The following is a 23,242-nucleotide window of genomic DNA, read 5'->3' as shown; positions in this document are numbered from 1 at the left end:
GTTCAGGCCCCCCAGCCGGCCTGCTGACCGCCGACGCGCTCGGCGGCGATCTTCTCGAAGTGTCCGGACTTGGCGTACGCGCTCATCGGGTCGGGCGCGAGGCCCATCTCCTCGCGCAGCTCGGCCAGCAGCGGGCGCACGTCGGTGTTGTAGGCGTCCATGAAGACGGCGTTGGCGCCCAGCACGTCGCCCTCGGCCTGGGCGGCCGACAGCGCGTCGCGGTCGACCAGCAGCGCCTTGGCGGTGGCCTCCTGGACGTTCATGACCGAGCGGATCTGGCCCGGGATCTTGGGCTCGATGTTGTGGCACTGGTCGAGCATGAACGCCACGCCCGCTTCGGGGTCGAGCCCGCCGCCGCGCACGACCTCGTACATGATGCGGAAGAGCTGGAACGGGTCCGCCGCGCCCACCATGAGGTCGTCGTCGGCGTAGAAGCGGGAGTTGAAGTCGAAGCCGCCGAGCTTCCCCTCGCGCAGCAGAAACGCCACGATGAACTCGATGTTGGTGCCCGGCGCGTGGTGCCCGGTGTCGACGACCACCTGCGCCTTGGGGCCGAGCTTGGCGCAGTGCGCGTACGCGGTGCCCCAGTCGGGCACGTCGGTGGCGTAGAAGGCGGGCTCGAACAGTTTGTACTCCAGCAGGAAACGCTGGCCGTCGCCGAGCCGCTCGTAGACCTCGGCCAGCGCCTCGGCCAGGCGGTCCTGGCGGGCCCTGATGTCGTCCTGGCCCGGGTAGTTGATGCCGTCGGAGAACCACAGCTTGAGGGTGTCGGAGCCGGTGGCGTCCATGATGTCGACGCACTCGAGCAGGTGGTCGGTCGCCTTGCGGCGCACCCGGGCGGAGGGGTGGGTGACGCTGCCGAGCATGTAGTCGTCGTCCTGGAAGACGTTGGAGTTGATCGCTCCGATGCCGACGCCCGCCTCTTGGGCGTGCCGGGCCAGATCGGCGTAGTCGTCCACCTTGTCCCACGGGATGTGCAGCGCGACCGTGGGGGCGATGCCGGTGTGCGCGTGCACCTGGGCGGCGTCGGCGAGCTTCTCGTACGGGTCGCGCGGCACCCCCTTCTGGGCGAACACCTTGAACCGGGTGCCGCTGTTGCCGTACGCCCAGGAGGGTGTCTCGATGTGCTGCGCCCGCAGCACGGCCTTGATGTCAGTCATGACTCCCCGATCAATCCAGGTGGAAGACTTCGGTCAGCGGTTTCATGCCCTCGTCGGGCCGGCCGTCGAGGTCCTCGAAGAACGGCGCCATCTCCGCCTGCCAGCGGGCGTTGACCTCGGTCCCGGCCATGGCCTGCTGGGCGGCCTCGAAGTCCTCGGTCTCCAGATAGCCCACGAGCAGGCCGTCGTCCCTGAGGAAGAGCGAGTAGTTGTGCCAGCCGGTGCGCGACAGCGCCTCTCGCATCTCCGGCCAGACCTCGCGGTGGCGCTCGCGATATTCCGCCAGCCGCTCCGGGCGGACTTTCAGCAGGAAGCAGACGCGTTGCACCGACACTCCCTTCAAAACGTTTTAATGTTTCGCCAGGAAACTATGATTCCAGCTGCCCCCTGTCAATGCGCATCCGGCTCCTCCGTGGGTTCGGCGCAGGTGGGGGCGGAACCGGTCGCCGTCCGCGCCCCCGGATGTCAGCCGGTGATGACGCGGGCATCACCGGCGGCCACGGTGACGGATTCGCCCGACGCGGTGGTCACGACGGCGTCCTCGGCCGTGTGGTTGATCGCGAACAGGTGGGAGCGGCCGTCGGGGTGGGAGCGCCGCACGACCTCGACCCCCGGCGGGCTCGTCGCGGGCGGCCTCACCTCGGCCTCGGCGCAGACCGCGGCGATCACCTCGGCCAGGGCGTCGTCCCCGAGCCTGGTGGTCAGGTAGTGGGCCGTGCCGTCGCCCCACGCGTTGCGGGTCCAGGCGGGCTCTCCGGTGGCGTAGGTGTCGAGGACCTTCGCGCTGGTGGCGCGCGCGACCTCGCTCCACACGCTCCCCGACCCGCCGGAGGCCAGCCGGATGGGGCCGTCCAGCGGGAAGAACTCCTCCACGGTGACGCCCAGCAGGTCCCGCCACGCCCCGGGATAGCCGCCGAGGCGCACCCGGTCGTGCTCGTCGACGATCCCGCTGTACGGACCCACGAGCGTCACGCCGCCCGCCCGTACGAACGCCTCCAGGTTGGCCGCCCCCGAGTCGCTCACCAGGTAGAGCGCCGGCACCAGGACCAGGCGGTAGCCGGTCAGGTCGCCTTCGGGGTGTGCCAGGTCGCAGGTGATGCCGGCCCGCCACAGCGCGGCGTGCCAGCGCTTGGCCTCCTCCACCGGGTCGAGCTCGGAGGAGGGCTGGGCGGGATGGTCCTGCGCCCACACGCTGGAGTGGTCGATCAGGATGGCGACGTCGGCCTTGACCCTGCTGCCCGCCACCTCGGCGAGCCCGGCCAGCTCGGCCCCGAGCGCGCTGACCTCGCGCCAGACCTTGGTGTCGACGCCGGCGTGGGGGAGCATCGCCGAGTGCCACTTCTCGGCGCCGGCGCGCGAGGCCCGCCACTGGAAGAACATGATCCCGTCGGCGCCCCTGGCCAGATGGGCCAGGGAGTTGCGGCGCAGCTCGCCGGGCGCCTTGGCGCGGTTGCGCGGCTGCCAGTTGACCGCGCTGGTCGAGTGCTCCATCAGCAGCCAGGGGCGGCCGCCGTTGAGCGAGCGCGCGTAGTCGGCGGCGAAGGCCAGGTCGATGTGCGGCTCCGCGCGGGCGCCGATCAGGTAGTGGTCGGTGGAGACCACGTCGAGCTCGGCGGCGAAGGCCCAGCAGTCCATGTCCCAGTGGGCGCCCGCCATGAGGTTGGTGGTCGCGGGCACGCCGGGGGCGAGCTCGCGCAGCAGGTCGCGCTCGGCGATGTAGAGCTCGACGAGCGCGTCGGAGCTGAACCTGCGGAAGTCGAGCTGCTGGCCGGGGTTGGCGAAGCTGGGGGTGTCACGCGGCGGCAGGACTTGCGCCCACTCGCCGTAGTGCTGGGACCAGAACGCGGTGCCCCAGGCGTCGTTGAGCGCCTCCAGGGAGGCGTAGTGGGAGCGCAGCCAGGCGCGGAACGCGGCCGCCGAGGTGTCGCAGTAGCAGCGGGCGTTGTGGCAGCCGTACTCGTTGTGCACGTGCCACAGGGCCAGGGCCGGGTGGTCGCGGTAGCGGGTGGCCACCTGTTCCGTGACGCGCAGCGCCTTCTCGCGGTAGATCGGCGAACTGGGGCAGAAGCCCTGCCTGCTGCCGTGGTGCAGCCGCCGGCCGGCGGAGTCGACCGGCAGCGCCTCGGGGTAGGCGTCGCCGAACCAGGGCGGCGGGGAGGCGGTCGGCGTGGCCAGGTTGGCCGCGATCCCGTTGTCCGCCAGCAGGTCCATGACGCGGTCGAACCAGCCGAAGTCGAACCCGCCCTCGGCGGGCTCCAGCAGCGACCACGAGAAGACGCCCACGCTGACCCGGTTGACGCCGGCCTCGCGCATCAGCGCGACGTCCTGCTCCCACGTCTCCTCGGGCCACTGCTCGGGATTCCAGTCGCCGCCGTAAGCGATGACATCCGGCATGAAGCCTGCCTTTCGAGATACTGTTAGCGCTCACAGCTGGTGACGCCAGGTTCACGGAGGGATTAAAACGTTCCGCGGCGCACGGCACAAGCCCCGGTCGCCCGGCATGCTCGGCATGAAGCCCATCCGGCATACGTGCGGCGCGCCCGCGAGGCGGGCACGGGTTGTGCGCGCGACGCCGCCGGCCCCGGCGGGTGGTTGCCCGGACCAACAGGGCTCCCCAGTAATAGAACGTTTTACTCCCCGCGCGGGAGGTTAGGGTCCGGTGCACGGCGGTGTCAACGCGGATCGGCGTCACGACCGGTGCCGCGACTGGCGCGCGCATCGTTAGTACGTTTTAATGAGGGCTCATGGCCATGGTCAGCATCAAGGACGTCGCCGCGCACGCCGGCGTCTCGCCCGGCACGGTCTCCAACGTACTGAACCGGCCAGGAAAAGTCGCGCCCGCCACCAGGGAGCGGGTGGAGGCGGCCATCAGCGAGCTGGGCTTCGTCCGCCACGGCTCGGCTTCGACGCTGCGCGCCGGGCACAGCAGGACGATCGGCCTGAGCGTGATCGACATCGGCAACCCCTTCTTCACCGAGGTCGCCGCCGGCGTCGAGGACGTCGCCAGCGAGCTGGGCTACGCCGTGATCCTCGGCAACTCGGCCGGCTCGCAGGACAAGGAGGACCGCAACCTGCGGGTGCTGGCCGAGCATCGTGTACGCGGCGTGCTGATCACCCCGTCGGGTGAGGACCCGGCGCGGCTCGAACGGCTGCGCGAGCACGGCATCAGCGTCGTGCTCGTCGACCATCCCGCGCACCGGCCCGACCAGTGCGCGGTGGCCGTGGACGACGTCGGCGGCGGCCGGGCCGCGGTCGCCCACCTGCTGGCCAAGGGGGCGCGCAGCGTCGCCTACGTGACCGGCCCGCTGAGCATCCGGCAGTGCGTGGAGCGGCGGGAGGGCGCGCGTGCCGCGATGCGGGCCACCGGCCTCGACCCCGCGGGCCTGCGGGTGATCGAGGCGATGACGATGACCGCCCGCGCGGGCGAGAAGGCGGCCGCCGACCTGATCGCGAGCGGCCTGCCCGAGGCGGTCTTCTGCGCCAACGACCTGCTGGCCCTCGGCGTGCTCCGCGCGCTGCTGCGGGCGGGGGTGCGGGTGCCCGAGGACGTCGCGCTCATGGGCTACGACGACATCGACTTCGCCGCCGCCTCCACCGTGTCGCTCAGCTCGATGCGCCAGCCCACCTACCAGCTCGGCCGCATCGCCACCGAGCTGCTGCTCGACGAGTGCGACAACCCCGAGACGCACGCCCACCAGCACATCATGTTCCAGCCCGAGCTCGTCGCCAGGGAGTCCACGCAGTGAGTCACCGTTTCGCCGCCGTCGATCTGGGCGCCTCCAGCGGCCGGGTGATGCTGGCCGACCTGTCCGGCGGGCTGCGGCTGACCGAGGCGCACCGGTTCCCCAACGGCCCGGTGCGCGTGGCCGACCGACTCCACTGGGACATCCTCGGCCTCTACCGGGAGATCCTGGCGGGGCTGCGCGCCGCCGGGCCCGTCTCCTCCGTCGGCGTGGACTCGTGGGCGGTCGACTACGGGCTGCTCGACGAGTCCGGCGGGCTGATCGGCAATCCCGTGCACTATCGCGACGACCGTACGCGGGGCGTGCCCGAGCGGGTGGCCGCGCTGGTCGGGGCCGACACGCTGTACGACGTGTCGGGCCTGCAGGTGCTGCCGTTCAACACCCTCTACCAGCTGCTGGCCGACCGGCTCGACGGCGCCGCGACGATGATGCTGATCCCCGACCTGATCGGCTACTGGCTCACCGGCGAGCTGGGCGCGGAGGTCACCAACGCCTCGACGACGGGGCTGCTCGACGTGCGCACCAGGTCGTGGGCGCGGCCCCTGATCGAGCGGCTCGGGCTGCCGGCCGGCCTCTTCCCGCCGCTGCGCCAGCCCGGCGAGCCGATCGGCGGGCTGCGCCGCGACGTGGCCGCCGAGATCGGCTGGTCCGCACCCGTCAGGGCGGTGGGCTCGCACGACACGGCCTCGGCGGTGGCCGCGGTGCCCGCGTCGGGGCCGGCCTTTGCCTACATCTCGTGCGGCACGTGGTCGCTGGCCGGCGTCGAGCTGCCCGGCCCCGTGCTGACCCCGGAGAGCCGGGCCGCGAACTTCACCAACGAGGCCGGCATCGACGGCACCGTCCGCTATTTGCGCAACGTCATGGGCCTGTGGCTGCTGCAGGAATGCATGCGCGCCTGGCCGGGCTCCGACCTGGGCGAGCTGCTGACGGCCGCGGCGGCCGAGCGGCCGTTCGCCGCCGTGGTCAACCCCGACGAGCCGGTGTTCCTGCCGCCGGGCGACATGCCGGCCAGGATCGCGGCCGAGTGCCGCCGCACGGGCCAGCGGCCGCCCTCCTCGCCCGCCGCCTACACGCGCTGCGTGCTGGAGAGCCTGGCGCTCGGGCACCGGCGGGCCGTGCGCCAGGCGATGGAGCTGTCGGGGCGCGACGTCAAGGTCGTCCACCTGGTGGGCGGCGGGTCGTACAACGAGCTGCTGTGCCGGCTCACCGCCGACGCCTGCGGGCTGCCGGTGGTGGCGGGCCCGGCGGAGGCGACCACGCTCGGCAACGTGCTGGTGCAGGCGCGCGCGGCCGGGCTGGTCTCCGATCTGGAGGAGATGCGCTCGCTGGTCGCCGCCTCCCAGCCGTTGCGCCGCTACGAGCCGTCCGGCGACGGCCGGCTCTGGGACGAGGCCGCCGCCCGCGTGTTCTGATCCCCTCTGACCAGCGCTTTCCGGTTTTCTCCCTCGTCGGGTAGGGCACAAGTCGGACCGGGGAGCATCGGGGGGCTTCATGGATCTCACGTGGCCGCTGTTGCGGCAGCTGACCGGCAAGGACCGCACGGGCCGCGGGCAGGCGGTGAAGTCGGCCGCGACGGAGGCGTTGCGGGCCCGCACGGCCGGGGCCGACCGTGTCGTCAAGTCGATCTGCCCGTACTGCGCGGTGGGCTGTGGCCAGAACGTGTACGTACGCGACGAGCGGGTCGTCCAGATCGAGGGCGACCCCGACTCCCCCATCAGCCGCGGCCGGCTGTGCCCGAAGGGCGCGGCCACCCTGCAGCTCACCACCGACTCCGGCCGGCAGCGCCAGGCGCTCTACCGGCCGCCGGGCGCGACCGGCTGGCAGGCGATCGACCTGGCCACCGCCATGGACATGGTGGCCGACCGGATCATCGCCACCAGGCGTGAGACCTGGGAGCAGGAGCGCGACGGCAGGCGCACCGCCCGCACCATGGGCATCGCCAGCCTGGGCGGCGCCACCCTGGACAACGAGGAGAACTACCTCATCAAGAAGCTGCTGACGTCGCTCGGCGTGGTGCAGATCGAGAACCAGGCCCGCGTCTGCCACAGCTCCACCGTGGTCGGGCTGGGCACGTCGTTCGGCCGGGGCGGCGCCACCACGTTCATGCAGGACCTGCAGCACTCCGACTGCGTGGTCATCCAGGGCTCGAACTTCGCCGAGGCGCACCCGGTGGGCTTCCAGTGGGTGATGGAGGCCAAGGCGCGCGGCGCGGTGGTCATCCACGTCGATCCGCGCTTCACCCGCACCAGCGCGCTGGCCGACCTGCACGTGCCCATCCGCGCCGGCTCGGACGTGGCCTTCCTCGGCGCGATCATCAACCACGTGCTGGAGAACGACCTGTACTTCCACGAGTACGTGGTCAACTACACCAACGCGGCCACCATCCTCAACGAGGACTACCGCGACGCCGAGGACGGAGACGGCGTCTTCTCCGGTTTCGACGCCGCCGGCCACACCTACGACGACGAGAGCTGGCAGTACGACGGCATGCAGGCCGCGCCCGCGTCGGGCGACCGCGACAGCGACTACCAGCGGCGGTCCGGCCGGGTGCCGCCGGGCCGCCCCGAGATCACCGGCAGCGCCGGGATACCCATGGACGGCACGCCCCGGCGCGACGAGACGCTGCGCGACCCCCGCTGCGTCATGCAGGTCCTGCGCCGCCACTTCGCCCGCTACACGCCGGAGATGGTCGAGCAGGTGTGCGGGGTGCCGCGGCGCCTGTTCGAGGAGGTGTGCCGCCACCTGACGGAGAACTCCGGACCCGACAGGACCTCGGAGTTCGTCTACGCGGTGGGCTGGACGCAGCACAGCGACGGCTCGCAGTTCGTCAGGGCGGCGAGCATCCTGCAGCTGCTGCTCGGCAACATCGGCCGGCCCGGCGGCGGCATCCAGGCGCTGCGCGGGCACGCGAGCATCCAGGGCTCCAGCGACATCCCCACGCTGTTCAACCTGCTGCCGGGCTACATCCCGATGCCGCACGCGCACGAGCACGAGCGCCTGCACGACTTCCTGCGGGCCGACGCGCCGCACGGCGGGTTCTGGGCGAACATGCCCGCCTACCTGGTGAGCCTGCTCAAGGCCTGGTGGGGTGACTCGGCGCGGCCGGACAACGACTTCCGCTTCGACTACCTGCCCAGGCTGACCGGCTCGCACAGCACGTACGACACCGTGATGTCGCAGCTGGCCGGCGGGTGCAAGGGCTACATCCTGCTCGGCGAGAACCCCGCGGTCGGCTCGGCGAACGCCAGGATGCAGCGCCTGGGCATGGCCGAGCTCGACTGGCTGGTGGTGCGCGACCTCAACCTGATCGAGAGCGCCACCTGGTGGAAGGACGGCCCGGAGATCGAGACGGGCGAGCTGGCCACGGCGGACATCGGCACGGAGGTGTTCTTCCTGCCGGCGGCGGCGCACACCGAGAAGAGCGGCAGCTTCACCAACACCAACCGGTGGCTGCAGTGGCACCACCAGGCGGTCGAGCCGGCCGGTGACGCGCGCAGCGACCTGTGGTTCATGTACCACCTGGGGCGGATCATCAGGGAGAAACTGGCCGGCTCGCGGGATCAGAAGGACGCGCCGGTGCTGGAGCTCACCTGGGACTATCCGGTCGAGGGCGCGACGGCCGAGCCCTCGGCGGAGGCGGTGCTGGCCGAGATCAACGGCTGGGACGCGCAGGGACGGCCCCTGTCCGGGTACGCCGGGCTCGCCGACGACGGCTCCACCGCGTGCGGCTGCTGGATCTACTGCGGCGTGTACGCCGGCGGCGTCAACCAGGCCGCCCGGCGCAAGCCCTGGACCGAGCAGAGCTGGATCGCCGCGGAATGGGCGTGGGCGTGGCCGGCCAACCGGCGCATCCTGTACAACCGGGCCTCGGCCAGACCTGATGGCAGCCCGTGGAGCGAGCGCAAGCAGCTGGTCTGGTGGGACGAGCCGGCGCAGCGCTGGACCGGCCACGACGAGCCCGACGTCGAGGCGGGCAAGAGCCCGGCGTACCGGCCGCCGCCGGACGCCCGGGGCGTGGCGGCGCTGTCGGGGATCGACCCGTTCATCATGCAGGCCGACGGCAAGGGCTGGTTGTTCGCGCCCGCGGGGGTCGTGGACGGGCCGCTGCCCACGCACTACGAGCCGCAGGACTCTCCGGTGGCCAACCCGCTCTACGGGCACCAGCGCAACCCGGCGCGCAAGCTCTACCCGCACGCGGACAACCGTTACCACCCGAGCGGGGACGATCCGGGCGCTTCGGTCTTCCCGTACGTGGTGACGACGTACCGGCTGACCGAGCACTTCACCGCGGGCGGCATGAGCCGCTTCACGCCCTACCTGTCGGAGCTGCAGCCGGAGATGTTCTGCGAGGTCTCGCCCGGCCTGGCCGCCGAGCGCGGGCTCGTGCACGGCGACTGGGCCACGATCATCACCGCGCGCAACGCCATCGAGGCGCGGGTGATGGTCACCGACCGCATGCCGTCGCTGCGTCTCGACGGGCGGGTGCTGCACCAGATCGGGCTGCCGTTCCACTTCGGGCCCAACGGGCTGGCCAAGGGCGACGCGGCCAACGAGCTGGCGTCGATCTCGCTGGACCCCAACTCCCACATCCAGGAGGTCAAGGCCCTGTCGGCGGACATCCGGCCGGGACGCCGGCCGCGCGGTCCTGCGCTGCGCGAGCTGGTCCGCTCCTACCAGCGGCGGGCCGGCATCGGCGAGCACACCGGAACGGAGGCGTGAGCGATGGCCTTCGACCTGGACGAGAAGCTCGCGGACGGCCGTGTCGGCTTCTTCACCGACACCAGCGTCTGCATCGGCTGCAAGGCGTGCGAGGTGGCGTGCAAGGAGTGGAACGCCGTCCCCGACGACGGCATGACCTTCACCGGCATGTCGTACGACAACACCGTGGGGCTGGGCGCCGACACGTGGCGGCACGTGGCCTTCGTCGAGCAGCGGCGGCCGCTCGGCCACCAGGAGCCGGGCGTCGGCGACATGGACTTCCGCTGGCTGATGGCCTCCGACGTGTGCAAGCACTGCACCCACGCGGCCTGCCTGGACGTGTGCCCGACGGGGTCGCTGTTCCGCACCGAGTACGGCACCGTCGTGGTGCAGGAGGACGTCTGCAACGGCTGCGGCTACTGCGTGCCCGCCTGCCCGTTCGGGGTGATCGGCAAGCGGGAGACCACGGGCGTGGCGGCCAAGTGCACGATGTGCTACGACCGGCTGGGCGCCGGTGAGGAGCCCGCCTGCGCCAAGACGTGCCCGACCGACTCCATCCAGTTCGGCGACCTGGACGAGCTGCGCGAGCGGGCCGAGCGCCGCCTGGAGCAGCTCCGCGCGGCCGGTGCAGGCTCGGCCCGCCTGTACGGCCACGACCCTGACGACGGCGTGGGCGGCACGGGCGCGTTCTTCCTGCTGCTGGACGAGCCCGAGGTGTACGGCCTGCCGCCCGACCCGGTGGTGACCACCCGTGACCTGCCGTCGATGTGGCGGCACGTGGGGGTCGCCGCCCTGGCCCTGCTCGCCGGCGTGGCCGCGAGCGCGTGGAGGAGACAGTCATGAGCCGGACCGACATGGCCGCGAGCACGTCCAGGAGACACTCATGAGCCAGACCGACGTGCGCCTGGACGGCTCGCCCGGGCTGCGCAGCGAGCGCGAGGCCACGCCGGGCTCGGCGGGCCGCAGGCGCGAGCGCCTGCCGGTGCCGAGGGCGGACTTCGAGTCCTACTACGGCCGGCCGGTGCTGAACGAGCCGACCTGGCAGGCGCCCGACATCGCCGGATACCTGTTCCTCGGCGGCCTGGCCGGCGCCTCGTCGACGCTGGCGGCCGCCGCCGAGCTCACCGGCAGGCCGCGCCTGGCCAGGGCGTGCAAGGCCGGCGCCGTGTGCGCGCTGGGCGGGTCGCTCTACGCGCTGATCCACGACCTGGGCCGTCCCGAGCGGTTCGTGAACATGTTGCGGGTGTTCAAGGTGACCTCGCCCATGAGCGTCGGCACCTGGATCCTCACCGGCTACGGCCCGCAGGCCGGGGTGGCGGCGGCCGCCGGGCTGACGGGGATGTTCCCCGGGCTGGGCCGGGCCGCCACCATCGGGGCGGGGCTGGCCGGGCCGGCGCTGGCGACCTACACCGCCGCGCTGATCTGCGACACCGCGGTGCCCGTCTGGCACGAGGGCCATCGCGAGATGCCGTTCCTGTTCGCCGGCTCGGCGGCGGCAGCGGCGGGCGGGCTGGGCATGCTGGGCGCGCCGGTGTCGGAGGCGGGCCCGGCCCGCCGGGCGGCGCTGCTCGGCGCGGCCGTCGAGTGTGTGGCCGCCGCGCGGATGGAGCGGCGGCTCGGGCCGCTGGCCGAGCCTCTCAAGCGCAGCAGGCTGTTGCGCGCGGGCGAGGCGCTGTCGCTGCTGGGCGCGGTGGCCGGGCTGGTCGCCGGGCGCCGGGGCGGGCGGGGCCGGCTCATGGCGATGGCGGCGGGCGCGGCCCTGCTGGCGGGGTCGGCGTGCACCCGGTTCGGAATCTTCCGGGCCGGGATGGAATCGGCCAACGACCCGAAGTACACGGTGCAGCCGCAGCGGAGGCGGCTGGCGAAGGCGAAAGCGGAGCGTGATCTGCGATGAGGCGTAAGGTCGTCGAATATCTGCCGTTCATGGGCATCGTGCTGATGGTCTGCACGGCGTCCTGGCTGGCGGGCAGGTCGTATCCGGCCCGGCCGGCGGCGCTCGGGAGGGACAGGGGCGGGCACGCGTCGTCGTGAAGCCGTGCGGGGCGGGGCTGCTCCGCCGCTCCTCGTCTTAGGCGGGGTCCGGCCGCCTGGGGCCGGCCGGCGACGTACGATCAGCAGATGACCGAAAAGACCGAAACCACGCCTGGATGGCTCGCTCCCGACGAACTGGAGTCGGTGCGCGGCCAGCTGCCCGTCCTCTACGTCGACGCCGTGCCGGTGCGCGTCGACGACACCGGCGTGGTCACCCGTGTCGGCCTGCTGCTGCGCATCGCCGCGGACGGGACCGTCAGCAGGGCGCTGGTTTCGGGGCGGGTGCTGCTCCACGAGCGCATCCGTGACGCGCTCATGCGCCATCTGGAGAAGGACCTCGGCCCCGTGGCGCTCCCGCGCATCCCGGCCTCGCCGCAGCCGTTCACGGTGGCGGAGTATTTCCCGACGCCCGGCGTCACCCCCTACCACGATCCGCGCCAGCACGCGGTGTCGCTGGCCTACATCGTGCCCGTCGCGGGTGACTGCCGGCCCCGGCAGGACGCCCTCGACCTGGTGTGGTTCACCCCGGAGGAGGCAGCGTCGCCGATGGTGCAGCAGGAGATGGCCGGCGGGCAGGGCGTGCTGCTGAAGCAGGCGCTGGCCCACGTCGGCTGCCTGCCCTGATCGGAGGTCAGGGCCGCTCGGCGCCCCGGCGCACCCAGTCGTAGAGCGGGTCGCCGGGGCACGAGGTGGCATAGCCGTCCCGGTGTCCCTTGACCTCGCGCCCCGCGTCGCCGTGCTCGCGCAGGTATTCGATGGCGTCGACGAGGGCGTGGAGCAGGTCGTCGTTGGGCTTGGTGAGGCCCGAGCTGCCGACCAGCGCGAGCACCGCGTAGTGGCCGGCGTTGAGGCCGGCGCCGTTGGCCGCGGGCAGCGCGTGGGGGCCGCGGCCCATGAACGTGTGGCGGTGGGGGCAGCACACCATGCTGTAGCCGAGGTCGATGTAGGTCTCACCGCGACCGCCCGACATGTGCATGCTCTGGATGTCCCGCACCAGAGCGCCGCACTTGTCGTGATTGCCGGGCTCGGCGAGGTCGGCCGGAACCTTGCCGCCGGTGTAGTGGATTTTCACGCCCTTGGTCGATTCCAGGCGGGTGTAGCCACTGGTCGGCTTCTTCGCGTGCCACTCGGCACGGGTGATCAGATTCATGGGATCCTCTCCTGAACGGCATACTCTAGCCATCACCCTGCCAACTTTGCGTAGTGAGCAAATCACACATCGTCACGACAGTGGCCTGCCGCGGGGGTGAGGGTCGCCTGCCGTTTCGCAGGTAACGCCAGGGAAACACCCCCGATCGTCAGACTCGGATCATGTGCCGCAGGCTGCTGCGAATTGTCGTGATTCTTTCCGGCGTGGCGCTGCTCACCGCCGCGCTCATCCTGGCTCTGGACCGCCCCCATAAGGAGCACTCACCCTCCACCCTGGCGCACCTCAGGCCCGACACCCTGATCATCGAGATCACGCCGCCCGCCGCTCCGGGCGTTCCGGACAAGGCGAGGTGCCGCGAGGCGCGGGCCCTCCTATCGGAAGCCCCGCTCCCCGCGGTCGTGCCGGAAGGCGTCCAGCCGGTCGAAGTCGAGTTCGTACGCCGACACGGCGGCGGCCGGAGGGCCGGAGAAGAAGCCCGCGTGCGTCCGCGGGCAGGGATCGGCCAACCCGGTGGCCCCGGCGCATGAATGCCCGAGGTACGTGGCCTCGTGGTGCCAGTCGCTGACGGCCACGTACGTCATGAACTCGTACGCCCGCGCCACGCTCATGTGCCGCCACAGCTCGCGCGCCGGGGCGGGGCCGTCCCAGCGGGTGACGGAGAAGGCGGGCACCAGGACCGCGTCGAGCCCGTCGTGCCCGGCCAGGCTCGCCGAATACCACAGGTCGGCGCAGAGCAGGACGCGCAGGCGCCGGCCGTGCAGCTCGAAGCCGGTGCTGGGCCGGCCGGGCAGCACTCCTGAGTGCCGTTCGACGCCGTAGGGGTGGACCTTGTCGTACTCGGCCAGGAGCGTGCCGTCCGCGCCGAACACGGCGCCCCTGTTGACGGCGCCGTCGTAGTGCGAGCCGCCGACGGCGGCCATCCCGGACCGCCGGGCCAGCGAGCGGACCCGGTCGAGGTAGGCGGCGCGGGGCAGGCTCGACCCGGCCAGCTCGGGCAGCAGCATCAGGTCACCGCTGTGGGAGGCGACGAGCTCTTCGATCGCGTCGAAGTTGGCGTGGCCGTCGGGGAACCAGCGGGGAGGTTGAACCAGGAGGATCTTCACGTTTCCACTGTGGCTCAGGCGAGGTTGCCCGGGATGGCAGCGAGCAGCTCGCGGGTGTAGTCGTCCGACGGATGGTCGAAGATCTCCTCGGCGGTGCCGCTCTCCACGATCCGCCCCTCGCGCATGACGTGCACGGCGTGCGAGATCATCCGTACCACGGCCAGGTCGTGGCTGATGAACAGGTAGCTCAGCCCCAGCTCCCGCTGCAGGTCGGCGAGCAGCTCCAGGATCTGCGCCTGGACCAGCACGTCGAGCGCCGAGACGGCCTCGTCGAGCACGACCAGCTCCGGCGAGAGGGCCAGCGCCCTGGCGATGGCCACCCGCTGGCGCTGGCCCCCGGACAGCTCGTGGGGCAGCCGCTCGGCCGTCGACGCCGGCAGCGACACCTTCTCCAGCAGCTCGGCCGCCGCTTTCCTGCGGTCGGCCGCCGTACCGACGCGGTGCACGCGCAGCGGCTCGGCGATCGACTTGCCGACCGTGTAGCGGGGGTCCAGCGAGGCGTACGGGTTCTGGAAGACCGGCTGGACGCGCCTGCGGAACGCGAACAGGTCACGCCTGCCCAACGCCGTCATGTCCGTGCCGTCGAAGCGGATGCGGCCCGAGGTGAGGTCTTCGAGGCCGAGCAGCAGGTTGGCGGTGGTCGACTTGCCCGAGCCCGACTCGCCCACGATGGAGACGGTGCTGCCGCGCGGAATGGTGAAGGAGACCGCGTCCACCGCGGTGATCTCCTCGCCGGTGCCCCTGAGCGGATAGACCTTGCGCAGGTCCTCGACGACGGCCAGGTCGCCGGACGCGCGCGGCGGTTCGAGCAGGCGCACCGACGACAGGCTCGGCACGGCCTTGAGCAGCCGCCTGGTGTACTCGTGCCCGGGCTCGGCCAGGATGGCGGCGGCGGGCCCCGTCTCGACGATCTCGCCCTGGTACATGACGGCCACCACGTCGGCCCGCTCGGCGGCCAGCGCCAGGTCGTGCGTGATGAGGAAGACCGCCGTGCCCATGTCGGCGGTCAGCTGCCCGAGCTGGTCGAGGATGCGCCGCTGCACGGTCACGTCCAGCGCGGAGGTGGGCTCGTCGGCGATGAGCAGCCTGGGCCGGCAGGCCAGCCCCATGGCGATCAGGGCCCGCTGCCGCATGCCGCCGGAGAACTCGTGCGGGTACTGCCCGATCCGCCGCTCGGGGTCGGGGATGCCGGCCATGTCCAGCAGCTCGACCACGCGGGCGCGGGCGGCCCTCCCCGCGGCGACGCCGTGCACCTCCAGGGCCTCGGCGATCTGGTCGCCGATGCGCATGAGCGGGTTGAGGTTGGACATCGGGTCCTGCGGGACCAGGCCGATGCCCGCCCCGCGGATCGCCGTCATCTCGCGCTCGCTCGCCGTGGCCAGGTCGCGGCCGTCGAAGAGCACCTGGCCGCCGGTGATGCGGCCGTTGCCGGGCAGCAGCCGGTTGACCGCGGCCGCCGTGGTGGACTTGCCCGACCCCGACTCGCCGACCACCGCCACGGTCTGGCCGGGCAGGATCTCCATCGAGACGTTCTTGACGACGGTGACGTCCCGCCGCCGGGTGCGGAAGGCGACCGAGAGGTCGCGGATCTCCAGGAGCGGGCTCATACGGTCCTCGATCGTTCGGTGGTGGCCTGCAGCAGGTCGGCCCAGAGCTCCTCGGTCGGCACCGGGGCGCTCTCGACGAGCAGCCGGTTGCTCGCCAGCACGAGGGCAATGTCGCGGCCGGGCACGAAGCCGACGGCGCAGCCCACGTAGCCGGGGTGGCCGAGCACGGTGACCGTCTCGCCGGCGAGCGCCAGGTCGTACCTGCGGAAGCCGAGCGCCTGCGCGGGATCGGGGCCGGGGGCGAAGAACTCCCGTGCCACCTCGGGCCGCCACAGCCGGTCGTGCTCCTCGTAGCGGGACATCGCGGTGCAGTATTTGAGCAGGTCGGGCACGGTCGAGAAGAGCCCGGCGTGCCCGGAGACCCCGTCGAAGGCGTGGAAGGCGTTGCCGTCGGCGACCTGACCGAGCACGGGCCCGCGGCGCCAGCGGGCGAAGTCGCCGCTGCGGTAGGGCACGGGGTACGGCTCCCCCGTGTCCAGCATGCGCATCTCGACCCGGTCGTCCAGGGCGCTCATGGCCACCTCGTTGCCGGCCGGGCGGGCGTAGGTGGTCGAGGTGAGCCCGAGCGGCCTGGTGACCAGCTCGGCCACGGCCCGCTCCAGGCGCAGCCCGGTGACGGCGGAGACGATCCGGCCGAGCAGGATGAAGCCGAGGTCGGAGTAGTGCCGTGCGCGGCCGGGACGGTAGCGCGGCGGCGGCAGCCGCGGCTGGATGTAGAGCGGCCACCACTCCCACAGGCCGCCCCGGTGCAGCAGCAGGTCCCGCACGGTGATCGCCTCGTACGATCGCGGCAGGTACGCGCTGAGCGGCGCGTCGAGGTCCACGAGCCGGTCGGACACCAGGCGGATGAGCGCCGTCGTGGTGGCCAGGACCTTGGTGACCGAGGCGAGGTCGTGGTAGGTGCCCAGGGTCATCGTGGCGACGCCCTCGCGCTCGCCGTCGATCCAGCGCACGGTGCGGTGGCCGGTGCACTCGGTCAGGTCGAACCAGGGCGTGCGCGCGGCCATGACCACGCCGGGTGGCGCCTTCATCGCGTCAGCACCAGAGCCCGGGGCGACCCGGCGAGCGGCGCGGGCAGCACGAGCGGGCCCGCGCCCGGGGTCAGGGTGCCGAGGACGCGGGCGGCCCGCGCGCCCGTGCCGCCGGGCACGGTGCCCGGCAGGCCGTGCGCGCTCAGCCAGCCGATGAGGGCGAACGCGATGGCCTCCTTGTCGTCGGCGGGCGCGCCCAGGTCGTCGGACGGCCGCACGTCCACGGCGGGCAGCGCCGAGCGCAGCCCGTCCATGATCACCGGGTTGCGGCAGCCGCCGCCGGAGACGACCAGCGTGTTCACCCCCGCGGCCCGCACGTCGCCGGCGACCGTGCGCACGGTCAGCTCGGTGAGCGTGGCCACCAGGTCGGCGTCGCCCACCTCGCCGCCCGCCGCACCTCCAGCCCGGGCCAGCGCCTCCTCGACGTAGCCGGGGTGGAACAGCTCCTTGCCGGTGCTCTTGGGCGGAGCCAGCCGGTAGTAGGGCTCGTCGAGCAGCACCTCCAGCAGCCGCGGCCGCACCCGCCCCGACGCCGCGATCCGCCCGTCCTCGTCGAACCCGCGGGCGTTCAGCCCTCTGCCCGTCACCACGGCGTCGATGAGCGCGTTGGCCGGGCCGATGTCGTAGGCGTACAGCTCGGTGCCGCGCACCACGGTCATGTTGGCGATGCCGCCCAGGTTGAGCGCGCCCGCGCCGCCGTCGTACGCGCCGAGCAGCAGCCCGTCCAGCACCGACACCAGCGGGGCGCCGTGCCCGCCCGCCGCGATGTCCCTGATGCGCACGTCGGACAGCACAGGCGTTCCCGTGCGCTCGGCGATCCAGGCCGGCTGGCCGATCTGGAGGGTGCCGCGCGCGTGCGCCCCCTCGACCCAGTGGAAGACGGTCTGCCCGTGCGAGACGATCAGGTCGGCGGGGCCACCCTCGGCGATCGCCGCGGCGGCGGCCTCGGCGAAGCACTGCCCGATGAGCGTGTCGAGCACGCACACCTCGGCCAGCGTCGCGGGCGCGGGCGGCAGCGCCGCGATCAGCCGGGCGCGCAGCTCCTCCGGGTACGGCGTGCTCGCCGTGTGCCCGACCCGGCCGTGGAGCACGCCGCCCCTCAGCTCGAAGTCCACCACGGCCACGTCGATCCCGTCGTGCGACGTGCCGGAGATCATCCCGAGAACCTTCATGCCCGCTCCTCCAGCGCCGCGCGCAGCCGCCCGCCGGCCCCGGCCAGCCGCGCCGCCGCGTCCCGCGGGGCCAGGCCGAACCGGGCGGCGACGACCGCCTGTTTCACGTTGTAGCCATTGGCGTCCAGCACGGCCAGCGCCTCCTCGCGCCCGGCGCCCGTGATCGTGCCCACGATGCGCACGGCACGCTCGCGCAACTTGCCGTTGGTCGCCTTCACGTCGACCATCAGGTTGCCGTACGTCTTGCCGAGTTGCACCATGACGATCGTCGAGAACATGTTGAGCACGAGCTTCTGCGCCGTGCCCGCCTTGAGCCTGGTCGAGCCGCTGACCACCTCGGGGCCGACGAGCACCTCGACGGCGTGGGCGGCGGCCGCGCTCAGCGGCGTGCCCGCGTTGCACGACAGCCCCACGGTCAGCGCGCCCAGCTCCCGCGCCCGCCGCACCGCGGCCACCACGTACGGGGTGCGCCCGCTGGACGCGATGCCCACCACGGTGTCGAGCGGCCCCACACCGGCCGCGTCGACGGCCGCCGCCCCGGCCTCCTCGTCGTCCTCGGCGCCCTCGCAGGGCGACACGATCGCGCGCTCACCGCCGGCGATGATCGCGAAGACCTGCTCGGGCGGCGTGCCGAACGTGGGCGGGCACTCCGAGGCGTCCAGCACGCCGAGCCGCCCGGGGGTGCCCGCGCCCACGTAGACGAGCCGGCCGCCGGCCCGCACGCGCTCGGCGGTGGCCTCGATCGCCTCGGTGATCCGCGGCAGCGCCTGGGCGACCGCGGCGGGGACCGTGGCGTCGGCCGCGTTCATGGTCGCGGCCAGCTCGCCCACGCTCATCGTGTCGATCCCGGCGAACCGGGGATCGGCCGTTTCCGTCGTCAGGTGTGAGAGGTTCACCGCTTGCCTCGGTTTCGCGGGTCGAGAGTGTCACGCAGGCCGTCACCGAGCAGGTTCAGGCCCACCACGAGCAGGACGACGACGGCGCCCGGCGCGAGCAGCGTCCAGGGGGCGATGAACACCAGGCTGCGCGCCTCGAAGATCATCGAGCCGAGCGACGGCGCCGGCGGCGGCGTGCCCAGGCCCAGGAAGCTCAGCGACGCCTCGGTGAGCACCGCCCACGACAGCGAGAGCGCGACCTGGACGACGACGATCGAGGTGATGTTGGGCAGGACGTGGCGCAGCATGATCTGCCAGCGGCTCAGGCCGGTCGAGACGGCCGCCTTGACGTACTCGATCTCCCTGAGCGACAGCACGGGCCCGCGGGTGACGCGGATGAAGATGGGCACGTACACGATCGCGATGGCCACGGCGATGGTGAACCGGTTGCGGTCCAGCACCGAGGCCAGCGACAGCGCCAGCAGCAGCGGCGGGAACGCGAACAACACGTTCGTGACGCCGCCGATCGCGCCGTCGGCGACGCCGCGGTAGAAGCCGGACACGAGCCCGCCCAGCGTCCCCACCACGGTCGCGAACGCCACCGCCACGACCGCGACGAACGCGGAGTTGCCCACGCCGGCCGCCACCCGGGAGAACACGTCCCTGCCGAACTGGTCGGTGCCGAACAGGTGCTCGCCCGACGGCCCGCGGAACCGCGACGGCGGATGCTGGGCGATCGGGTCGTACGGCAGCAGCCCCGCGTACGACAGCGCCGCCACGGCGGCCAGCAGCACGAGGATGACGACGCCCGCGACCCCGGCGGGGCTGCGCCGCAGCAGCGCGGTCATGACGCCCTCACCCGCGGGTCGATGATTCGGTAGAGGGCGTCGGTCAGGAGGTTGACGACGACGAACGCCAGCGCGATCACCAGCACGGTGCTCTGCACGACCGCGTACTCCTTCTGCTGGATGCCCAGCAGCACCTGCCGGCCGATGCCCGGCACGGAGAAGACCTGCTCGACCACCACGGCGCCGCCGAGCAGGTAGCCGAACTGCAGGCCCGTCATGGTGACGATGGGCACGAGCGCGTTGCCGAGCACGTGCCTGACCTGCAGCCGCCGCTCCGGCACGCCCTTGGCGCGGGCGGTGCGCACGAAGTCGTGCGAGCGCACCTCGAGCACCGCCGTGCGGGTGGTGCGCAGGATCGGCGCCGCGATGCCGAAGCCGAGGACGAGCGCGGGCAGGAACATCTGCTGCAGGTTGAGCAGCGGGTTCTCGATGAGCGTGGCGAAGCCCTGCCCGTTGGGGTTGAACCCGAACGACGCCGCGAAGATCGACAGCAGCGTGGTGGCCAGCAGGAACGCGGGGATCGACAGCCCGGCCAGGCTCACGACCTGGCCGAAGGCGTCCCTGGGCGCGTTGGCCCTCGACGCCGAGAGCATGCCGAGCGGCACCCCGATCAGCAGGGCCAGCACGATGGAGAACACCGCCAGCTCGAACGTCACCGGCAACGCGTGCAGGGTCAGGTCGAGCACGCTCTGCTGGGAGCGCGCCGAGTAGCCGAAGTTCCCGGTGAACATGTTGCCGAGCCAGGCGAAGAACTGCGTGACCAGCGGCTGGTCGAGGCCGTAGTACTGCTCGAGCGCCTGCTTCTGCGCCGGGGTGAGCGCCGCGGCCTCGGTCCCGAGCCCCGCCGTGATCTGGTTGCCGGGGATCGCCCGGAGCATGACGAACACGAACACGGCCACCCCGAACAGGGTGCCCAGCGTGCTCGCCACGCGCCGGGCGGCGCGGTTGCCTGCGATCCGGCGCATCAGCTGACGGACGTGGTACGCAGGTACTGCAGCGAGCCGCTGGCCATGGGCACGAAACCCTGCACGTTCGCCGTGGTCGCGGTGTAGGTGTAGCCGGCGAACAACCAGATCCAGGCGGCGTTGTCCTCCAGGTGGGCGGCGACCTGGTCGTAGATCGGCTTGCGGGCGGCCTGGTCGGTGGTCGCCTTGCCCTCGGCGAACAGCTTGTCCAGTTCGGGCGAGCTGTAGCCGGCCACCTTGTTGAGGTTGCCGTCGCTGGTGAAGTAGCGGCCGTAGGAGCCGTCGGGGTCGGGCCGGCCGCCGTTGAGCGCGACTGCGGCGTCGAAGTCGGCGGCCACCCAGCGGTCCACGAACGCGCCCGACTCCAGCACCTCCAGCTCCAGGTTGATCTTGGCCTCGGCGAGCTGCGCCTTGAGGTTCTGGGCCTCGTTGACGGAGGTGGCGTACTCGCCCTGGGAGACGATGGTCTTGACGGTCACCCCGCCGGACTTGCCGGCCTTGGCGAGATAGCCGGCCGCCTTGGCCAGGTCGCGGGTGGGGCAGGGGCGCTTGGACGGGTCCGACTTGTAGGCCGGCGCGGTGATCGGGCCGGTCACCTCGCCCTCGCCGAGCGCGGCCGTGTCGAGCACCTGCTTGCGGTCGATGGCGCACTGGATCGCCAGCCGCACGTTGACGTCCTTGAGCTCGCCGTGGCGGGCGTTGAGCTGGAGGACGTGGTAGTTGAGCTGCGGCGTCTTGGCGACCGTGATGGTGCCGCCGCCCTCGGCGGTCTGGGCGACGAGCGGGTCGTCGAAGACCGCGAGCTGCACGTTGCCCGACTGCATCGCCGACACGATGGACGACTCGTCGGGGATCACCCGGAACTCGACCGTCGGGACCTTCGGCTTCTCGGGGCCCCAGTACTTGTCGTTCCTGGCCAGCGTGATCGACTGGCTGGCCACGCGCTTGCTCAGCGTGAACGGCCCCGTGCCGTTGGGGGTGGTGGTGAGCTCCTGCTCGGTGTCGTCGGAGGAGAGCATGGCCATGTTGACGGTGGCGAGGTTGGCCGGCAGCGCCGCGTCGGGGCCGGTCAGCTCCAGCACCACCGTGTTCGCGTCGGGCGCGTCGACGGACTTCACCGACGACAGCGACGCCCTGGCCACGGCCGCCGTCTTCTCGTCCATGATCTTCTCGAGGGACGCCTTGACGTCCTCGGAGTCGAACGTGCTGCCGTCGGCGAAGGTCACGCCCTGGCGGAGCTTGAGGGTGAGCTGCTCGCCGTCCTTCGAGGTCTCCCACGACTCGGCCAGCCCCGGCACCACGTTGAGGTCCTTGTCGAACTCCGTGAGCGTGCCGTACAGGTTCTGCAGCACGTTGACGGCCTGGAACTGGGTGGCCTTCCAGGGGAACAGCGTGTCGGGGTCGGAGGTCACGCCGACCACGAGGCCCTTGGCGGGGGAGTCGCCGCCGGCGGCGGGGCCGGAGGACGACGAGCAGCTGGTGAGGGCGATGGACAGCGCCGCGGCGATGCCGACCGCGGAGAGCGCGCCACGGGGCATGTGGTCTCCTAGGAGGAGTAGGTCATAAAATTACGCAGACCCTACCATCAGGGTATTTATTTTCCTTCCGCGGGGGATAGCGATGGGCGAGGACGCCGAGACCGTACTGATCCGCATCCGTGCGGCGATGCCCGCCCTGCGGCCGTCGGAGCGGCGCATCGCGGAGGAGTTCACCGGCGATCCGGCCGCCGCCGCCAACCTGTCCATCGCCGAGCTGGCCGCGCGCTGCGAGACCTCCACGACCTCGGTGGTGCGCTTCTACCAGCGCATGGGGTACGCGCACTACAAGGACTTCAGGATCGACCTGACCAGGGCGGTGGCCAGGGAGGAGCTGGCCCTGGGACGAGCGGGGTCGAGCCTGCCCGAGGTGTCCGGCGACATCGACCGCCACGACAGCCTGGAGGGCATCGTCTCCAAGGTGGCGATGAACGAGACGCTGTCCATCGCCGACACGGCCCGCGCGCTGGACATGGAGGCGCTCGGCGAGGCGGTGGCGCTGCTGCTGGGGGCCCGCAGGATCGACACCTTCGGCGTCGGCGCGAGCGCCCTGGTGGGGCTCGACCTGCAGCAGAAGTTGTCGCGCATCGGGCGTACCGCGATCACCTGGCACGACGCGCACTCGGCCTGGACGTCGGCGGCCACGCTCGACGGCACGTGCGTGGCGGTGGCCGTCTCGCACACCGGCGCCACCACCGACACGGTCGAATTCCTGGGGATCGCCCGCGCGTCGGGCGCCTCGACGGTGGCCATCACGAACTTCCGCGAGTCGCCGCTGGCCGGCGCGGCCGACGTGACGCTCACGACGGCCGCGCGCGAGACCAGGTTCCGCTCGGGGGCGCTGGGCAGCCGCATCGCCCAGCTCATGGTCGTCGACTGCCTGTTCACCGGCGTCGCGCAGGCCTCATACGACGCATCGATGGAGGCGCTGCGCAACACGTACGCGGTGGTGCACGACCGCGCCGTCCACAAGCGCGGCTAGGGCCCGGTCACGTACGGTTCGTAGAAGCCGGTCAGCAGGCCGGTCAGGCGGGCGAGATACTCCTCCCCCGCCTGGGCGGTCGCCGGCCGGGGATCGCCCAGCACGCCGATCTCCGACAGCGCCCTGGTGCCGTGCTCGAACAACGTCCGCGCTGTCGGCTCGTCGAAGCGACCGCCGAAGCCGGCGACCGCCCGGTCCATGTCGACCAGGTCGGGGCGGAGCGCGAGCACGATCGAGGTCTCGGCCTCCCCCGCGTGCGAGCCGCTGACCTCGGGCGGGAACCCGTGCTCCAGCCCGACGTCCGCCAGCACCCGCACGAACTCCTGCAGGTCCGTGTAGGGG

21 protein-coding genes are annotated in these 23,242 nt (G+C 72.2%); 8 read left to right on the top strand and 13 right to left on the bottom strand.

Features of this window, described 5'->3' with window-relative positions; genetic code table 11:
- Positions 1-2: 2 nt before the first annotated feature.
- The 3 genes from rhaI to E1292_RS26440 all read right to left on the bottom strand — a co-directional run bounded on the left by rhaI (position 3) and on the right by E1292_RS26440 (position 3,554).
- Positions 3-1,160 carry an L-rhamnose isomerase gene (gene rhaI / locus E1292_RS26450; RefSeq protein WP_132597907.1) on the bottom strand — a complete coding sequence of 386 codons (1,158 nt, stop codon included), beginning with the start codon at positions 1,158-1,160 and terminating at the stop codon, positions 3-5.
- A gap of 10 nt (positions 1,161-1,170) precedes the next feature.
- Positions 1,171-1,488, bottom strand: coding sequence for an L-rhamnose mutarotase (locus E1292_RS26445; RefSeq protein WP_132597906.1), 318 nt, complete (start codon positions 1,486-1,488; stop codon positions 1,171-1,173).
- 137 nt (positions 1,489-1,625) lie between these two features.
- Positions 1,626-3,554 (bottom strand): beta-galactosidase, encoded by a 1,929-nt coding sequence (locus E1292_RS26440; RefSeq protein WP_132597905.1) that lies wholly within the window; start codon positions 3,552-3,554, stop codon positions 1,626-1,628.
- 350 nt (positions 3,555-3,904) lie between these two features.
- Here E1292_RS26440 and E1292_RS26435 point away from each other — a divergent pair, with 350 nt between their 5' ends.
- The 7 genes from E1292_RS26435 to E1292_RS26410 all read left to right on the top strand — a co-directional run bounded on the left by E1292_RS26435 (position 3,905) and on the right by E1292_RS26410 (position 12,256).
- Entirely contained in the window at positions 3,905-4,906 is a 1,002-nt protein-coding gene (locus E1292_RS26435) for a LacI family DNA-binding transcriptional regulator (RefSeq protein WP_132597904.1), read from the top strand.
- Entirely contained in the window at positions 4,903-6,315 is a 1,413-nt protein-coding gene (locus E1292_RS26430; protein ID WP_439331906.1) for a rhamnulokinase, read from the top strand. Before E1292_RS26435 ends, E1292_RS26430 begins: the two co-directional genes overlap by 4 nt.
- Before the next feature lie 79 nt (positions 6,316-6,394).
- Positions 6,395-9,622: a formate dehydrogenase gene (gene fdh, locus E1292_RS26425; protein ID WP_132597903.1), complete on the top strand. Its 3,228-nt coding sequence runs from the start codon at positions 6,395-6,397 to the stop codon at positions 9,620-9,622.
- A gap of 3 nt (positions 9,623-9,625) precedes the next feature.
- Positions 9,626-10,444: a 4Fe-4S dicluster domain-containing protein gene (locus tag E1292_RS26420; protein ID WP_132597902.1), complete on the top strand. Its 819-nt coding sequence runs from the start codon at positions 9,626-9,628 to the stop codon at positions 10,442-10,444.
- Between the two features lie 40 nt (positions 10,445-10,484).
- The gene (gene nrfD / locus E1292_RS26415) at positions 10,485-11,495 is read left to right on the top strand and encodes an NrfD/PsrC family molybdoenzyme membrane anchor subunit (RefSeq protein ID WP_132597901.1); all 1,011 of its coding nucleotides are present in this window, start codon (positions 10,485-10,487) and stop codon (positions 11,493-11,495) included.
- On the top strand, positions 11,492-11,632 hold the full coding sequence (locus E1292_RS51365) for a hypothetical protein (RefSeq protein WP_165974751.1): 141 nt from the start codon (positions 11,492-11,494) through the stop codon (positions 11,630-11,632). The genes nrfD and E1292_RS51365 overlap by 4 nt, the downstream gene beginning before the upstream one ends.
- An 87-nt stretch (positions 11,633-11,719) precedes the next feature.
- Positions 11,720-12,256, top strand: coding sequence for an NUDIX hydrolase family protein (locus E1292_RS26410; protein WP_132597900.1), 537 nt, complete (start codon positions 11,720-11,722; stop codon positions 12,254-12,256).
- A 7-nt stretch (positions 12,257-12,263) separates the two neighbouring features.
- Here the strand turns inward: E1292_RS26410 and E1292_RS26405 are convergent, their stop codons facing one another.
- From E1292_RS26405 to E1292_RS26365, 9 genes are all read right to left on the bottom strand, one after another.
- Positions 12,264-12,782 carry a peptidoglycan recognition protein family protein gene (locus tag E1292_RS26405; RefSeq protein ID WP_132597899.1) on the bottom strand — a complete coding sequence of 173 codons (519 nt, stop codon included), beginning with the start codon at positions 12,780-12,782 and terminating at the stop codon, positions 12,264-12,266.
- A gap of 371 nt (positions 12,783-13,153) precedes the next feature.
- Entirely contained in the window at positions 13,154-13,885 is a 732-nt protein-coding gene (locus tag E1292_RS26400) for a carbon-nitrogen hydrolase family protein (RefSeq protein WP_165974750.1), read from the bottom strand.
- Between the two features lie 14 nt (positions 13,886-13,899).
- Positions 13,900-15,492: an ABC transporter ATP-binding protein gene (locus E1292_RS26395; protein WP_132597897.1), complete on the bottom strand. Its 1,593-nt coding sequence runs from the start codon at positions 15,490-15,492 to the stop codon at positions 13,900-13,902.
- On the bottom strand, positions 15,489-16,523 hold the full coding sequence (locus E1292_RS26390) for a serine hydrolase domain-containing protein (protein WP_132597896.1): 1,035 nt from the start codon (positions 16,521-16,523) through the stop codon (positions 15,489-15,491). Before E1292_RS26390 ends, E1292_RS26395 begins: the two co-directional genes overlap by 4 nt.
- A complete protein-coding gene (locus E1292_RS26385; protein ID WP_132597895.1) occupies positions 16,520-17,695 on the bottom strand; it encodes an anhydro-N-acetylmuramic acid kinase in 1,176 nt (391 codons plus the stop codon). The genes E1292_RS26390 and E1292_RS26385 overlap by 4 nt, the downstream gene beginning before the upstream one ends.
- Positions 17,692-18,591, bottom strand: coding sequence for an N-acetylmuramic acid 6-phosphate etherase (murQ, locus tag E1292_RS26380; RefSeq protein WP_132597894.1), 900 nt, complete (start codon positions 18,589-18,591; stop codon positions 17,692-17,694). Before murQ ends, E1292_RS26385 begins: the two co-directional genes overlap by 4 nt.
- Positions 18,588-19,418, bottom strand: coding sequence for an ABC transporter permease (locus E1292_RS26375; RefSeq protein WP_132597893.1), 831 nt, complete (start codon positions 19,416-19,418; stop codon positions 18,588-18,590). Before E1292_RS26375 ends, murQ begins: the two co-directional genes overlap by 4 nt.
- A complete protein-coding gene (locus tag E1292_RS26370) occupies positions 19,415-20,383 on the bottom strand; it encodes an ABC transporter permease (RefSeq protein WP_132597892.1) in 969 nt (322 codons plus the stop codon). Before E1292_RS26370 ends, E1292_RS26375 begins: the two co-directional genes overlap by 4 nt.
- Complete coding sequence (locus E1292_RS26365; RefSeq protein WP_132597891.1) at positions 20,383-21,921, bottom strand: ABC transporter substrate-binding protein; 1,539 nt, start codon at positions 21,919-21,921, stop codon at positions 20,383-20,385. Before E1292_RS26365 ends, E1292_RS26370 begins: the two co-directional genes overlap by 1 nt.
- 82 nt (positions 21,922-22,003) lie before the next feature.
- Here E1292_RS26365 and E1292_RS26360 point away from each other — a divergent pair, with 82 nt between their 5' ends.
- Positions 22,004-22,900 carry a MurR/RpiR family transcriptional regulator gene (locus E1292_RS26360; RefSeq protein WP_132597890.1) on the top strand — a complete coding sequence of 299 codons (897 nt, stop codon included), beginning with the start codon at positions 22,004-22,006 and terminating at the stop codon, positions 22,898-22,900.
- On the opposite strand, the gene E1292_RS26355 is transcribed toward E1292_RS26360, so the two are convergent.
- Positions 22,897-23,242, bottom strand: a 346-nt coding sequence (locus tag E1292_RS26355) for a creatininase family protein (protein ID WP_165974749.1), incomplete at its 5' end; no start/stop codon positions are given. The genes E1292_RS26360 and E1292_RS26355 overlap by 4 nt on opposite strands.

The sequence above is a fragment of the Nonomuraea deserti genome (assembly GCF_004348685.1).
GTDB classification, from domain to species: Bacteria; Actinomycetota; Actinomycetes; order Streptosporangiales; family Streptosporangiaceae; genus Nonomuraea; species Nonomuraea deserti.
Note: the sequence above shows the minus strand (reverse complement) of the source record. Positions and strands in the feature narration are given on the sequence as shown.

What these genes read in the sequence shown, in the direction of transcription:
- rhaI (WP_132597907.1), bottom strand. Translation starts at nt 1,160, where the DNA reads ATGACTGACATCAAGGCCGTGCTGCGGGCGCAGCACATCGAGACACCC.
- E1292_RS26440 (WP_132597905.1), bottom strand. Translation starts at nt 3,554, where the DNA reads ATGCCGGATGTCATCGCTTACGGCGGCGACTGGAATCCCGAGCAGTGG.
- E1292_RS26435 (WP_132597904.1), top strand. Translation starts at nt 3,905, where the DNA reads ATGGCCATGGTCAGCATCAAGGACGTCGCCGCGCACGCCGGCGTCTCG.
- fdh (WP_132597903.1), top strand. Translation starts at nt 6,395, where the DNA reads ATGGATCTCACGTGGCCGCTGTTGCGGCAGCTGACCGGCAAGGACCGC.
- E1292_RS26420 (WP_132597902.1), top strand. Translation starts at nt 9,626, where the DNA reads ATGGCCTTCGACCTGGACGAGAAGCTCGCGGACGGCCGTGTCGGCTTC.
- nrfD (WP_132597901.1), top strand. Translation starts at nt 10,485, where the DNA reads ATGAGCCAGACCGACGTGCGCCTGGACGGCTCGCCCGGGCTGCGCAGC.
- E1292_RS51365 (WP_165974751.1), top strand. Translation starts at nt 11,492, where the DNA reads ATGAGGCGTAAGGTCGTCGAATATCTGCCGTTCATGGGCATCGTGCTG.
- E1292_RS26410 (WP_132597900.1), top strand. Translation starts at nt 11,720, where the DNA reads ATGACCGAAAAGACCGAAACCACGCCTGGATGGCTCGCTCCCGACGAA.
- E1292_RS26405 (WP_132597899.1), bottom strand. Translation starts at nt 12,782, where the DNA reads ATGAATCTGATCACCCGTGCCGAGTGGCACGCGAAGAAGCCGACCAGT.
- E1292_RS26395 (WP_132597897.1), bottom strand. Translation starts at nt 15,492, where the DNA reads ATGAGCCCGCTCCTGGAGATCCGCGACCTCTCGGTCGCCTTCCGCACC.
- E1292_RS26390 (WP_132597896.1), bottom strand. Translation starts at nt 16,523, where the DNA reads ATGAAGGCGCCACCCGGCGTGGTCATGGCCGCGCGCACGCCCTGGTTC.
- E1292_RS26385 (WP_132597895.1), bottom strand. Translation starts at nt 17,695, where the DNA reads ATGAAGGTTCTCGGGATGATCTCCGGCACGTCGCACGACGGGATCGAC.
- E1292_RS26375 (WP_132597893.1), bottom strand. Translation starts at nt 19,418, where the DNA reads ATGACCGCGCTGCTGCGGCGCAGCCCCGCCGGGGTCGCGGGCGTCGTC.
- E1292_RS26370 (WP_132597892.1), bottom strand. Translation starts at nt 20,383, where the DNA reads ATGCGCCGGATCGCAGGCAACCGCGCCGCCCGGCGCGTGGCGAGCACG.
- E1292_RS26365 (WP_132597891.1), bottom strand. Translation starts at nt 21,921, where the DNA reads ATGCCCCGTGGCGCGCTCTCCGCGGTCGGCATCGCCGCGGCGCTGTCC.
- E1292_RS26360 (WP_132597890.1), top strand. Translation starts at nt 22,004, where the DNA reads ATGGGCGAGGACGCCGAGACCGTACTGATCCGCATCCGTGCGGCGATG.